Source organism: Pseudoalteromonas sp. UG3-2 (assembly GCF_037120705.1).
Lineage (GTDB): Bacteria > Pseudomonadota > Gammaproteobacteria > Enterobacterales > Alteromonadaceae > Pseudoalteromonas.
In genome coordinates, this window is sequence record NZ_JAWLJU010000002.1 from 2,063,108 (window position 1) to 2,076,039 (window position 12,932).

13 protein-coding genes are annotated in these 12,932 nt (G+C 46.9%); 6 read left to right on the plus strand and 7 right to left on the minus strand.

The features are described 5' to 3' along the window. Positions 1-28: 28 nt before the first annotated feature. The 3 genes from R3P39_RS12360 to R3P39_RS12370 all read left to right on the plus strand — a co-directional run bounded on the left by R3P39_RS12360 (position 29) and on the right by R3P39_RS12370 (position 1,945). Entirely contained in the window at positions 29-466 is a 438-nt protein-coding gene (locus R3P39_RS12360; protein ID WP_336567816.1) for a PaaI family thioesterase, read from the plus strand. 78 nt (positions 467-544) lie between these two features. Further along, a complete protein-coding gene (locus R3P39_RS12365) occupies positions 545-772 on the plus strand; it encodes a hypothetical protein (protein ID WP_336567817.1) in 228 nt (75 codons plus the stop codon). Positions 773-853: 81 nt separating this feature from the next. Further along, entirely contained in the window at positions 854-1,945 is a 1,092-nt protein-coding gene (locus tag R3P39_RS12370; protein ID WP_336567819.1) for an NAD(P)/FAD-dependent oxidoreductase, read from the plus strand. Positions 1,946-1,961: 16 nt separating this feature from the next. Here R3P39_RS12370 and R3P39_RS12375 read toward each other — a convergent pair whose 3' ends face one another. The 5 genes from R3P39_RS12375 to R3P39_RS12395 form a co-directional block, all read right to left on the minus strand. Further along, positions 1,962-2,489 (minus strand): DUF4124 domain-containing protein, encoded by a 528-nt coding sequence (locus R3P39_RS12375; protein WP_336567821.1) that lies wholly within the window; start codon positions 2,487-2,489, stop codon positions 1,962-1,964. Continuing rightward, positions 2,486-3,262 (minus strand): transporter substrate-binding domain-containing protein, encoded by a 777-nt coding sequence (locus R3P39_RS12380; protein ID WP_336567822.1) that lies wholly within the window; start codon positions 3,260-3,262, stop codon positions 2,486-2,488. Before R3P39_RS12380 ends, R3P39_RS12375 begins: the two co-directional genes overlap by 4 nt. Positions 3,263-3,332: 70 nt before the next feature. Then, positions 3,333-4,073 carry a phosphoadenylyl-sulfate reductase gene (locus R3P39_RS12385; RefSeq protein WP_336567824.1) on the minus strand — a complete coding sequence of 247 codons (741 nt, stop codon included), beginning with the start codon at positions 4,071-4,073 and terminating at the stop codon, positions 3,333-3,335. A gap of 38 nt (positions 4,074-4,111) precedes the next feature. After that, entirely contained in the window at positions 4,112-5,833 is a 1,722-nt protein-coding gene (gene cysI, locus R3P39_RS12390) for an assimilatory sulfite reductase (NADPH) hemoprotein subunit (RefSeq protein WP_336567826.1), read from the minus strand. Positions 5,834-5,877: 44 nt separating this feature from the next. Continuing rightward, entirely contained in the window at positions 5,878-7,692 is a 1,815-nt protein-coding gene (locus R3P39_RS12395; protein ID WP_336567828.1) for an assimilatory sulfite reductase (NADPH) flavoprotein subunit, read from the minus strand. A 300-nt stretch (positions 7,693-7,992) separates the two neighbouring features. Between R3P39_RS12395 and R3P39_RS12400 the strand changes: the two genes are divergently transcribed. Continuing rightward, positions 7,993-9,600, plus strand: coding sequence for an endonuclease (locus tag R3P39_RS12400; protein WP_336567829.1), 1,608 nt, complete (start codon positions 7,993-7,995; stop codon positions 9,598-9,600). Between the two features lie 63 nt (positions 9,601-9,663). On the opposite strand, the gene R3P39_RS12405 is transcribed toward R3P39_RS12400, so the two are convergent. Both R3P39_RS12405 and R3P39_RS12410 read right to left on the minus strand, forming a co-directional pair. Then, complete coding sequence (locus tag R3P39_RS12405; RefSeq protein ID WP_336567831.1) at positions 9,664-10,830, minus strand: DUF3103 family protein; 1,167 nt, start codon at positions 10,828-10,830, stop codon at positions 9,664-9,666. Between the two features lie 115 nt (positions 10,831-10,945). Beyond that, entirely contained in the window at positions 10,946-11,329 is a 384-nt protein-coding gene (locus R3P39_RS12410) for a hypothetical protein (RefSeq protein WP_336567832.1), read from the minus strand. 166 nt (positions 11,330-11,495) lie between these two features. On the opposite strand from R3P39_RS12410, the gene R3P39_RS12415 reads away from it, so the two are divergent. Both R3P39_RS12415 and R3P39_RS12420 read left to right on the plus strand, forming a co-directional pair. Continuing rightward, positions 11,496-12,218, plus strand: a complete 723-nt coding sequence (locus R3P39_RS12415; protein ID WP_336569312.1) for a hypothetical protein — start codon at positions 11,496-11,498, stop codon at positions 12,216-12,218. A 79-nt stretch (positions 12,219-12,297) separates the two neighbouring features. Next, a complete protein-coding gene (locus R3P39_RS12420; protein WP_336567834.1) occupies positions 12,298-12,924 on the plus strand; it encodes an endonuclease in 627 nt (208 codons plus the stop codon). The last annotated feature ends 8 nt before the right edge of the window (positions 12,925-12,932 follow it).

Genomic DNA, 12,932 nt, shown 5'->3' on the forward strand with positions numbered 1-12,932 from the left:
CAATAATCAGTAAAATAAAGGAAGTACGATGTCGATTTGGTTTGCGCCTATTACCTTAGATATGTGTAAGCAGTTGGATAAAGGGCTTAATGGTAAAGGCTCTTTGATGCAAACACTGGGCATAGAAATAAGTGAAATAGGTGATGATTACCTTGTGGCAACGATGCCAGCGATCCCACAGCACCATAACCCAATAGGCATGGTTCATGGTGGGGCGAATGTGGCGCTGGCTGAAACAGTGGCCAGTTATGCCGCCAACTTTGTGGTTGATACCCGTCAGTATTATTGCGTTGGTCAAGAGATTAATGCCAACCACTTAAAGGCCTCTCGCAGCGGAGTGTTAACCGCTGTTGCCAAACCGGTTCACCTAGGCAAGCGCTCCTCGGTATGGGAGGTGCGGATCACCAATAGTGCTAACGAGCTCTGCTGTATTTCAAGAATGACGGCCGCGGTGGTTTCGCGTTAGCGTTTGATCCACAGCAAACCATTGCCTTAATAAATACGCGATTATTGAGTTATACCAAATAATCTTGAGGTTAACTCAATGCTGCAGCGACCACATAAGTTATGGCCTTTACACTTGGTTATCATCGTCGGTTTAGTATTAATTTTTACCGGCCACACCATTTTAACCACTGAATGGCTGAAGCAGCTGGGACCCAATGGCTTTATTTTAGGTGCTGGCTGCATCGCCGTTGGTCTCATTTGTTCGTTGCCGACCAAGATATACCTGACCATCTTACTGATGCAGCGAGAAAAGCCGAAAAAATAATGCTCTCGCCACTTTGCGGTATGATTACTCAGTGTTTCAGGGTATCTTTAGGGTCATCGAAAATAGTCAAACAGGGCTGATGTGGACAAAGTAGATACCATTATCATCGGTGGTGGCGTGGTTGGGCTTGCTATTGCAGCTAAACTCAGCGCTCAGCAACAGGTCATCGTCATCGACAAAGAAGCACGTTTTGGCGAGCACAGTAGCAGCCGCAACAGTGAAGTGATCCATGCCGGCATCTATTACCCTACCGCAAGCCTTAAACATCAGCTATGCATACGCGGCAAAGCACTGTTATACGAGCATTGTCGGCGCCACCACATTGCAGCGCAACCCATAGGCAAATACATTATCGCTAGCAGTCCAGCGGAGGCCGAGCAACTGGCCAATGTTTATCGCCAAGCACAACAAAATGGCGTAACGGATGTCCGCTACCTAAGCCCAACAGAGCAGCAACAGCTGGACTATTTAAACATGACCGCAGGGCTTTACTCGCCATCCACCGGGATCCTTGATAGCCACCAATTTATGCTGTCATTGTTATCACAAATAGAAGGAAATGGCGGCGTGTTTGCAAGCCACACCGAGTTGGTTGCAACCACCCGTCAAGCCGCTGAGCACAGCTTGCAGCTGCGCTGTCATGATGAAGACTACCACATCCGCTGTGACACCCTGATTAATGCCGCTGGGCTGGAAGCGCCCAATGTGCTTAAGCGAATTGCGGGCGGCAGCGGCTGCTCCAGCAATGCCAAAGCATTTTATTGTCGCGGCCGCTACTATCGCTACCAAGGTAAACACCCATTTACCAGCTTGGTATATCCGCTGCCTAACGAGCATGGCTTAGGCGTACATGCAACCTTAGACCTAGCTGGACAACTCAAATTTGGCCCAGACACCCAGTATATTGATGGCATCGACTATCATTTTGACGACAGCAATAAAGCGCAATTTGCCGCGGCTATCCAAGGTTATTGGCCAGAGCTAGACTCCAGCCGTTTAGTACCAGACTACACTGGCATTAGACCCAAGCTCAGCGCTCAACAAAGCAGTGATTTTGTTATCGAATTTACTGCGCAGCATGGCATAGCGGGGCTGGTGAACCTGATGGCCATTGAGTCACCGGGTCTTACGGCGAGCCTGGCTATTGCAGAGTACATTGACGCTCGCCTGTAATGACACTAATGAAAACCTATTGGTTTTCTTCTAGAGCCTCATCTAAGCGCTTTTTACGCTCATCCATTAATTGCTGAACATGCTTGGCATCCTGCATCACTTGCTGCACCGCCTGTGGATTTAAAGCGCTTGGTACGCCAGTGGTGGCCGGCTTTTTCTCCGTTTTAGTTGGCGGCGCTAAGATACTGGTGTCTTCGGCGGCGATAACGGTTATTTTACTGCTATCCAGCTCATACACACTGGCCTGCTCGCTAGGGCTATCGGAATAGTGCCACTGGCCATTTTCATCTTGCCAACGGTACACTTTGACCGACTTGCTCGCACCTTGTTGGTGTGACTCTGAGGTGATAAGTGTATCACCGTACGCTTTGGCGCGTTGTAATGCCGCTTTGCCCGATTGCTGTAACTCACTTACCTGCTGCTGAGCTGTGCTGGTTATGCCTGCAGCGCTCAACCATGTACCACCATCGGGCCGTTTGAGTACAAACAAGGCAGCCACCGCAATCAACATTACCATAATCATAAAATAGCTTACTGCTTTCATTGGCCTACTCCTTTAATGCTAAGGCCATACTTTAGCAATATTTGCTGAAATTGCGCAGTCTTTTTAAACTCGGCAAAAAACGCGTTAAAGTCACGACATACTTGCTTAGCAATGCTGCTATGGCCAAACTGCAGCTGCAACGGTGCAGTGTCTGAGACAGTATGTACCTTGATGCTTTCTTTGAGTTTAGGGTGTTGGCTTTGATACCAAGTTAAAGTTGGCAAACCAATCACTGAAAACATCGCCGCAGCGCTGCGACCATGACTTAACACCGATAAAATATCGAGTTCCGAGTAGTAGTTTTTGCGTTCCAGCGAACCGCTTAATAATTGCGGCTCAAGATCTGGGTAGGTGTAGCCAAAACGAGCCAGAAACACCTGCTGATTAAGTTTATCCCGTTCTATCTCGGTGACACTGTGGTGAGAAACATACACATCTTTGATGTGATAAAGCGGTGAACTCCAACACATTTCCTTATTACCCCGATACCACTTTTTTGATTCCATGCGAATATCGGCAGTGCCATTTTCTATCTCGGCAGTAGAGTGTCGCTCTGCAGAGCCATGGTAATTCACTTGGTAGGGTGAGCGCGAAGCGAAGTGCTCTAACAGCTCTATGAGCATGCCTTTGTTAGCGTCATTTTCAAGGGTAAATGGCGGATAGTATTGTACTGCGAAATTGACTTGCTGCTGAGGTGGCTCGCGGGTATCAGCTAGAGCGAAACAATGGTAACCAAGGAGAACCATACTGCAAATCAATACACGATAAAGCATAACTCCTCCTCGGCCTGTCTAGGTTTACTTACTCAGTCTTAAGTATGGTCGAAATTCCGCATAAACCAACCTAGATGCCATCGCCATCGATATGTAATCCACACTCTCGATTGAGACCAAAGAAACGGGTTTCTTCTTCCGTCATCCCAGGCTCGAGTTTGCGCGTAGTGTGAACATCGCCCATCGACACATAACCTTGCTCCCACAGTGGGTGGTAAGGCAAATCAAACTTGCTTAAATATTGGTAAACATCACGATTGTGCCAATCAATGATCGGATACACTTTAACCGTCCCACGGCTCAGCTCGACAATCGGTTTGTCGGCACGAGTGGATGACTGCTGGCGGCGCAAGCCACTAAACCAAGTCCCCGCATCAAGCTCTTGCAATGCCCGGTTCATTGGCTCGACTTTGTTTAAGGTATTGTATTGCTTAATACCCGCTTCACCTTGCTCCCACAGTTTACCGTACAGCGCTTCTTGCCACGCTGGGCTTTGCTCTGCACGGTACACCTTGAGGTTAAGTGATAATCGCTCAGTGAGCTGTTCAATAAACTGATAAGTCTCAGGAAACAAGTAACCAGTGTCGGTTAGTACTACCGGAATATCCGCACGCTGCTGCGTCATCATGTGCAACATCACCGCCGCCTGAATACCAAAACTCGATGACAGAAAGTGGTTTTCTGGCAAGTGTTCTAATGCCCATGCCACTCGTTGTTCAGCGCTTTGCTCACTGAGCATGGCGTTCACCTCTGCCAGTAATCGCTGTTGTGTGGCACTGTCTTGAGATAATATTTGCTTAAAATCACTCATTTTCTAATCCATTAGGCAGCCAAGCTGCCTAGTTGATATCATGCATGAAAGTCGGTTTTAGAGACCTTCACTTCGGCAACAATCTCTTTACGAATAACGAAATCACCAAAGCACTCGTCAGCATGGCGCTCACGCACCCACTGCGCAATCAGCTCGTCCAGTGCTGGCAAGAATACCTCTTCAGCAACGTTCTCTAAATACAACTTAGGAATGCGCGTACCAGCACGGTTGCCCCCTAAATACATGTTGTATTTACCTGGCCCCTTACCAACAAAGCCTACTTCCGCCAGCATGGCACGACCACAGCCATTAGGGCAGCCCACCACACGGAGAATAATATTTTCTTCCACTACCTCGTGTTTGGCCAGCAGCGCCTCAACTTTGGTGACTAACTCAGGAAGATAGCGCTCCGCTTCTGCCATCGCCAGTGGGCAAGTGGGCAACGACACACAAGCCATGGAGTTCTTACGTTGTTCAGAGTGTTGCTCATCAATTAAGCCATGCTCACGAGCAATGCGCTCAATTTCCGCTTTATCCTCGCTCGCCACCCCAGCAATAATGAGGTTTTGGTTTGCCGTCATGCGGAAATCCCCTTTGTGGATCTCGGCAATTTTACGACAGCCTGTTTTTAAGGCTTTGTCTGGAAAATCTAAAATACGGCCATTTTGAATAAATACCGTTAAGTGGTGCTTACCATCAATGCCTTCCACCCAGCCAAAACGGTCGCCGCGATGGGTAAATTCATATGGACGACTTGCTTGAAATTGCACTCCAGCGCGTTTTTCTACCTCGGCTTTAAAGGCGTCGGCACCAAAGGTATCTAGGGTGTATTTGGTTTTAGCATTTTTACGATTAACGCGGTTACCCCAATCACGCTGCACCGATACCACGTGCTCTGCAATCGCCAAAGTATGCTCTAAGGGAATAAAGCCAAAATCATCGGCCTTACGCGGATATGTATTCACGTCACCGTGGGTCATGGCCAAGCCCCCACCCACTAGAACATTAAAGCCCACCAGCTTACCTTGCTCAGCAATAGCGACAAAGTTAAGATCATTAGCGTGGACATCCACCTCATTATTCGGCGGAATGGTCACTGTGGTTTTAAATTTACGCGGCAGGTAGGTGTCACCTAAAATTGGCTCTTGCGTGGTTTCTGTTTTCTCACCATTTAGCCAAATCTCAGCATAGGCTTTGGTTTTCGGCAGCAAGTGCTCAGATATTTTTGCCGCCCACTCATACGCCTCTTGATGCAGCTCTGACTCAACCGGGTTGGTAGTGCACAGCACGTTACGGTTTACGTCTCCGGCCGTGGCAATGGAATCAATACCGACACTGTTGAGCAGTTGGTGCATGTCTTTAATATTGGGCTTTAACACGCCATGAAACTGAAACGTTTGTCGCGTAGTGAGACGAATACTGCCGTACATGGTCTTTTCGGCGGCGAACTCATCAATCGCTAACCACTGTTGTGGCTTGATGATGCCACCTGGCATACGTGCCCGCAGCATGACATTGTGTAACGGCTCAAGCTTTTGCTTGGTGCGCTCAGGGCGAATATCACGGTCATCTTGTTGATACATGCCATGGAAGCGGATCAACTGAAAGTTATCAGCAGTAAAACCACCGGTCAGCGGATCCGTTAAGTCGGTGGTAATGGTGCCACGTAAATGGCCACTTTCCGCCTTTAGTCGCTCATTATCAGAAAGCTTGGCGCTTGAGTCGAGCCTACTATTGGGTTTGATTTCAGAGTTGCTCATTACTTTTCCTACATAAAAATTGGGTAACGGTAAAATCAGACGCCTTAATAAACGTCTTTCTGATAACGGTTTTCACTGCGCAATGTTTTAAGATACTGCTCTGCTTGCTCGGCGTCTTTACCGCCATGCGTCTTAACGATGTCTATCAGTGCTTGGTGAACGTCTTTGGCCATTCTGCTGGCATCGCCACAAACATAAAAGTGAGCGCCTTTTTCAAGCCACGCATACACTTCGGCGCCTTTTTCACGCAGTCGGTCTTGGACATAAATCTTCTGCTGTTGATCGCGACTGAAGGCTAAGTCAACGCTCGTTAGCAAGCCTGATTTAACGTATTTCTGGATTTCCACTTGATACAAGAAGTCTTCTGTAAAGTGGGGGTTACCAAAGAACAACCAGTTTTCACCCTGTGCCTCTCGTGCCTCACGCTCTTGCAAAAAGGCCCGAAAAGGCGCAATCCCAGTACCTGGGCCAACCATAATAACCGGGGTATTGTTATCCGCTGGGAGTCGGAAGTTATCATTGTGCTCGCTGAACACTTTCACTTGGCAACCTTCTTCGGCACGCTTGGCAAGATAGCCAGAGCAACCGCCCAAGTGTTGCTCACCAAAGGCATCAAACTCCACCACAGCCACGGTAAGGTGTACTTCCTCTTCCACTTCAGCCTGGCTTGAGGCAATAGAGTACAACCTTGCTTGCAACTTACGACAACAATCCACCAGCCCTTGGGCATCAATGTCACCTGGATTTTGTTTAATGACATCGTATATTTGCCGCTCTTCAAGGTAGGCTCTTAGCGCCGGCTTATCATTGGCCAGCTCACTGAGCTGGGTGTTATTGGTGGCCAATGCATACTTCTCAACAAACCCTGGGTACGACTGCGTTAATTCCAAATGTTCAGTCAGTGCCTGCTCTAAACTCACCTCAGCATCGCCTACTTTCACACTGGCATTTTTATCCAGCTTGAGTAGCTCAATGACGGCAGCGACTTGCTGTGGGTCATTAAGAAAATACACGCCCAATGAGTCACCTGGTTGATAGGTGATATCAGACCCTTCTAAAGAAATCTCAATATGGCGGACATCTTTACTGGAATTACGGCCGGTAATTTTTTGTACTACGCTTAATTCCGCAGCGAACGGATTTTGCTTAGTGTACTGGCTTACCGCAGCCGGTGCGCCGGCAAATGGCATAGCCACTACATTATTGCCACCGGCTTGTTGTTGCGCTTTTAACTCTGGCTCTAGAGCATCCAGGGCTTGATTGATCCAAGCACCGGCTTGCTCTTCATAATCGACATCAAGATCGGCGCGAGGCACCACCACCTCAGCACCCAATGCCGTTAATCTGGCCTCAAAATCTTGTGCTGTTTGGCAGAAAAACTCATAACTGGAGTCGCCTAGACCAATCACCGCCTGCTTTACTCCAGTTAATTTAGGGGCCTTTTTCGACACTAAGAATTCATGGAGTGTTTCTGCGTCTTCTGGCGGCTCACCTTCACCGTAAGTAGATACCGCAATCACTAAGAACTTCTCTTTTTTTAGGTTCGCGGGTTTGTAATCAGCCATATTCACCAGCTTGGTGGTTAAACCACGAGCTTCAGCTTGCTCTTTGAGCTGTACCGCCACCCCTTTGGCGTTGCCCGTTTGCGATCCATATAAAATAGTCAGTGGTGCCGCCTCGGATGCCGCTACGCTTTGCCCAGCATCACCTGATAATGCTGCGGCATTTGCACTTGCTGCTAAATAGCCACTCACCCAAGCCTGTTGAATTGGGTTTAGCTCAGTGGCCAGCCCTTGAAGTTTCTGCAGTTGTTCTTGTGTCAGCGGACTTGCTGCAGCATTAAGTTGACTTAACAACATTGTGGATCCCCGTACCAAAAGGTTTGCTTGCTCATTGCTTAACTGGCCTGCTCATGGCAAAGCCGATTTTGATTAGCCTGAAGCATACGTGGCCAAGAGTGAGATCAAAAAGAATAGAATCTGCTTTTATATTCCATTTGGTTATTAATTTTCAAAAAGTCCAAAGAAAATAACTTAAAAGAACATCAGCACTAATTGAATAAAAATATTAACATTACTGCAACAGTTCTGATGCATAATCGAGCTGTCAGTAAAAAATATGACAATAATACAAATAATCAAATAGATAGTGAGTTAACTATGAAACACGGGAATATAACCAAACTCGTTGCTGCATCCTTAGCGCTCAGCGCTAGCAGCACCGTGGTGGCTAATATCGACAATGGTGGTTTTGAAAGCTGGAGTGGCCAAACGCCTACTGGCTGGGGCACCATAGACTCAGGTATTAACACTGCGATGGTCTCAACACCGACCAAGCAAGGGAGCCATGCCGCCGCTATAACGGTGACCACGGCAACCCAAAGTAACACCGATTTGCGTCAGCAGATCTCTGTGGAAGCAGGAAAAACCTACCAATTCAGCACCTGGGTTTATCATACCGAGGGCGGAATAAAAGCACGTTTGGTGGTGGATGGTTATCATAACTATTCCGACCCTTACATGCTGGGACAATGGCAACAGCTTACTCAGACTTATAGCGCCACAGCCAACACCACCATTGATGTTGGTTTACGATTTTACGACACCAGTAGCTTTGATGGCAGTGAAGTGGTCTACGTTGATGACTTCCAACCTGCTAATAGCTCATCTCAGCCACCTTCAGGTTGCCAAAACAATAATGTCGACTTCTCCTTAACCACGGACAGTTATGCCAGTGAAACCAGCTGGCAGTTGCTAGACTCCAGTAACACTGTGGTGGCCAGTGGCAGTGGCTACAGTAATAACAGCACAGTGAATGAGTCGCTATGCTTAGCCGATGGTGATTACACCTTTACCATTTATGACAGTTATGGCGATGGTATCTGTTGCAGCTACGGCAACGGTGAATACACTTTAACCGCCAGCGGTAATACACTGGCCTCAGGGGGAGAATTTAGTACCACTGAGTCGCATACATTTCAGTTAGGTAGCTCAACGCCTCCTGCAGGCGACGACTATTATGCCAGTACTGCTGGGCTTTCTGGGTATTCCTTAAAAACGCAGCTCCACCAAATTATCAACAGTCACCAATCGCAAGGGTATTCAGCGATATGGAGTTTTATCGATCAATACGAGCGCGATAACTACTTCGACAATGATAATACCATCCTAGACCGTTACTCTGAAAAACCCACCAGCGCCGACACCATTGTCTACCCATCGACCACCTCGCAATGTGGTAATTACAGTGGTGAAGGGGATTGTTATAATCGCGAGCATTCCTTTCCAAAATCTTGGTTTGGCGGCAAAGTTGAACCGATGAACTCAGATATTCACCATATTTTTGCCACCGATGGCTACGTTAATGCTCAGCGCAGTAACTTCCCATTTGGCGAAGTGGGCAGTGCCAGCTATGTTTCTTCGAATGGCAGCCAAGTTGGCAGTGCCACTGGGATTGGCTATAGCGGGACGGTTTTCGAGCCCATTGATGCCTTTAAGGGGGATTTTGCTCGGGCGTATTTTTATATGGCAACCCGCTATCAAGATGTTATTGCCAACTGGCAAAACAACACCAGCTACAGCGACGCGGTACTCAATGGCAGTCAAGATCAAGTCTTCGAAAGTTGGGTTATAGCCATGTTAAAGCGTTGGCATAACGAAGATCCCGTTGATGCCATAGAAAAAGCACGCAATGATGCCGCGTTCAACTTCCAAGGTAACCGCAACCCGTTTATCGATCATCCTGAGTTTGTCGAAGCCATTTGGTAACACTATTTTGCGACACAACCTAAAAAGGCCGGATTCTCCGGCCTTTTTACATTTGCTTGGTGGTTATCTGGGGTTAATCGTCAGTGGCTCTAAGGTGATCCTGGCGTTACCACTGGCGCCCATATGACCTTGATAGGTTTGTCCTTCGAACAGAGTATAAAAGACGTCGACATAATCATCGTCATTGCTAAACCAGTGACTTGGCATTGCTTTAATCAACTGATTGGTTAGCTGCGGAATAATAGCATAGCCCTGTACATTGGGATCTGGGATAGTTCTCATTACTTGGGTGACGATATCAAGGAAGGTGGTTGCCAGTTCCTGATAGTTGGTATTGTCGTCTTGCTCCATTAGTAATACGTCTGCCGCTTGCCAGCGATAGCGCTGCCAATGAATAAGAATTTGATTTGGCGTGTAATCACGGCCATCATGATCCAAATAAGGCATATCAACAATGTCTAATACCGGCTCGTCACGAGATGGATTGACGCCTGTAACCACGCCATAGACCTCTGCCGCACCGGAGATCCAAGGCTCCTCATCGTCATTCAGACGGATCCGTTTCAGCACGCTGGTAGACAATGGCTGAGCTTCATCACTCACAGTAACGTCTTGGCTTGGCATCGCCATACCATGCTCAGCAAACACACGACGCATTACGGCTAGCCCTTCTCGCTTTACCTGAGCACTGTCTAGCTCGACGATCAGCACTGGGCGCTGTGGCAATGTATGGGCATCAAGCAAGTGCAACTGACCTTGATGGTCATATGCCTCAACGTATTGCCAATCTTTGTCATCCCCTTTAGGTGCAAAAGCAATCAAGGGTATTTGCCCTTGCTGCCAGGCTGTTAACATCTCATTATCGGCAAGACGAAGCTGGTACAAGTTGCTGTTGTTATCACTCAGTCCCTTGAGCTGCCGTGTATACTGATTTGCTTCTGCAACCAAACGCTTGGTTTGAGTGCTAACTGCAACCTGCTCCAGTGGTACGGTGTCTTGATATTGATTGAGCTGCAGTTGTAATTGAGCATTTACTCCAGATAGCGACAGTGCAATATTTTTTGCTACTTGCTTTTTGATATCGGCCACTTGCAGCGGTGCAGCATTGAACTTATCGACGCCCGACAGCGCTTGAAACTGAGCTGTGGCGCCTTGCTGCGATGCTGACGTAAGAAAAGAGGCGGTTAAAAGTGACAGAGTTAATGCAGATAGAGTGACTTGTTGTTTCATCTTGCGTTCCTAGAAATAATCCGTGTTGACGAATTCTCAAGATAAAACAACCGTTTTAAATCTTCAATAAATTAACAAAATTAACACTAATTTTTTATAAAGTCTCTGTAGATAACTATTTTTCCTCAATTGGGTAAAGCGTTAACTCAATGCCAGCACCAATGGCAGAAATCCGCAACAAGGTTTCGGCATTAAGCGCTTGAGAAAAACACTTTGGCGACGTACCTGACTGAAATCCAATATCAAAGGTACGCTTAGTACAGCTTAACCACTGTTTAAGGGCCGCTTTTGAGCACGACTCAATTAGCTCACACAACTGATTAATGGCCTTATCTGGCGTTAGCTCAGAGGTATTTGCTTCTATTCTTGCCAGTTGGCGATAATCATCTTGGTCGTAATGCAGCACGATAGCATTTTTCTTCAAATCCGAAACCAAAGCACTAATATCTTGTTTTGACTCTAGTTCCAAATCGACATTTAAAAATTGAATTTCAGACATGGGCTAAAAGCTACCTTGTTAAAGCGTAAAGTTAAATTAACCTATATTCTACGAAATAGGTGTGATACTGGGTACAGCAAAGTAAACCATCGCAAACTGCTTTAAAAAAGCAATCAGCTTAGACTATGGTGAGTGACTTCACTGACAACAAGAATAACATATTGTGATGATTAAAAAACTTCTAAAGCCAGCACGAAAGCTGCATAAATACCTCGGCTACCTACTGTTTCTGCAAATTTTGGCTTGGCTTTTAGGGGGTCTAGTCATGAGCGCCATCCCTTTGGACAAGGTGCATGGTAACCATTTAGCCAAACGAACGCTCAGCAACCCCTTTATCATGAGCGACTATAAAGCGGATCTTAATAGCATCGCCAGTAACTCCGATCGCCCCTCTAATCTGTCTTTTAGCCACTTTTTAGACACTCCAATCATCAAATTAAATGACCAACAGACTAAGGTCTTTAATGGTTTAACCGGCACTGTGTTTCAACCTCCTACGCGCAGCGAAATAATTCAACAGGCCAATGCTCACCTGCTCATTGACGCCCAGGTAATTGCTGCCGTGCAACTGCAGCAAGGTGCACGAGAAGTTGGACACCGAACCGGTGTATGGCAGGTAACCTATGACGATATGCTTAGCACCACACTCTATCTTGACGCCAGCAGTGGCGAAGTGATTACGGTGCGCAGTAACCTATGGCGAATTTTTGACTTTTTCTGGATGCTGCACATTATGGATTACCAAGAAAGAGAAGACTTTAATAACCCACTGCTGATTAGTTTTGCTGCCACGAGTGTGTTATTTGCCCTAAGTGGGGTGTTATTACTATTGCAATCTCCTCCTCGCCGCGGGCGACGCAAAAGCAAAAAACCAGGTATAAAATCATAAATCTGATTAATAAATCGTTCTTATTAATGTGCTTTTTGCTATAGTGGCAACTCCTGAATTCCACCTCCGGTGAGAGGAAATGCCACACCGTACCCTATTGCCTTTATTACTATTACTGGTATTGGCACTGCCATCCAGCGCGAATAACTTCAGTTCTTTTTATCAGGCAAAAAAACATTTATCTCAACAAGTTAATGACAATACTCGGACGTTATACTGCAACTGCTCGATCAAAAAGCATGGCAAGAAGTTAGTGCCAGACGCGGCCAGTTGTGGCTACTCTCCACGCCTGCCTTATACTCGCAGTGGCAAAGTAAATAAACGTGCACAACGAATCGAGTGGGAACATATTGTTTCGGCGTGGGAGTTTGGTCATCAGTTACAGTGCTGGCAAGAAGGTGGCCGTAAACATTGTCGTAAAACCAGCGCCACATTTCGCCGCATGGAAGCCGACATACATAATTTAGCACCAGCCATCGGTGAAATAAATGGCGATAGATCGAATTATCGCTTTGGCATGCTGCCCCATAACGAACGTCAACATGGCGCCTGCCCAGTCAAAATTGACTTTAAATTAAGACGTATCGAGCCTCCAGAGTATGCCAGAACCCGTATTGCCAAAGCTTACTTTTATATGGAAAAAACCTATGGCTTAAAAATTTCCCCGCAGCAACGCAAACTTTTTCAGGCTTGGCAACAACAGTGATTGCGCGA

Coding starts and splice junctions, on each gene's coding strand:
- R3P39_RS12420 (WP_336567834.1), top strand. CDS start 12,298: ATGCCACACCGTACCCTATTGCCTTTATTACTATTACTGGTATTGGCA.
- R3P39_RS12400 (WP_336567829.1), top strand. CDS start 7,993: ATGAAACACGGGAATATAACCAAACTCGTTGCTGCATCCTTAGCGCTC.
- cysI (WP_336567826.1), bottom strand. CDS start 5,833: ATGAGCAACTCTGAAATCAAACCCAATAGTAGGCTCGACTCAAGCGCC.
- R3P39_RS12405 (WP_336567831.1), bottom strand. CDS start 10,830: ATGAAACAACAAGTCACTCTATCTGCATTAACTCTGTCACTTTTAACC.
- R3P39_RS12415 (WP_336569312.1), top strand. CDS start 11,496: ATGATTAAAAAACTTCTAAAGCCAGCACGAAAGCTGCATAAATACCTC.
- R3P39_RS12365 (WP_336567817.1), top strand. CDS start 545: ATGCTGCAGCGACCACATAAGTTATGGCCTTTACACTTGGTTATCATC.
- R3P39_RS12375 (WP_336567821.1), bottom strand. CDS start 2,489: ATGAAAGCAGTAAGCTATTTTATGATTATGGTAATGTTGATTGCGGTG.
- R3P39_RS12395 (WP_336567828.1), bottom strand. CDS start 7,692: ATGTTGTTAAGTCAACTTAATGCTGCAGCAAGTCCGCTGACACAAGAA.
- R3P39_RS12380 (WP_336567822.1), bottom strand. CDS start 3,262: ATGCTTTATCGTGTATTGATTTGCAGTATGGTTCTCCTTGGTTACCAT.
- R3P39_RS12410 (WP_336567832.1), bottom strand. CDS start 11,329: ATGTCTGAAATTCAATTTTTAAATGTCGATTTGGAACTAGAGTCAAAA.
- R3P39_RS12385 (WP_336567824.1), bottom strand. CDS start 4,073: ATGAGTGATTTTAAGCAAATATTATCTCAAGACAGTGCCACACAACAG.
- R3P39_RS12360 (WP_336567816.1), top strand. CDS start 29: ATGTCGATTTGGTTTGCGCCTATTACCTTAGATATGTGTAAGCAGTTG.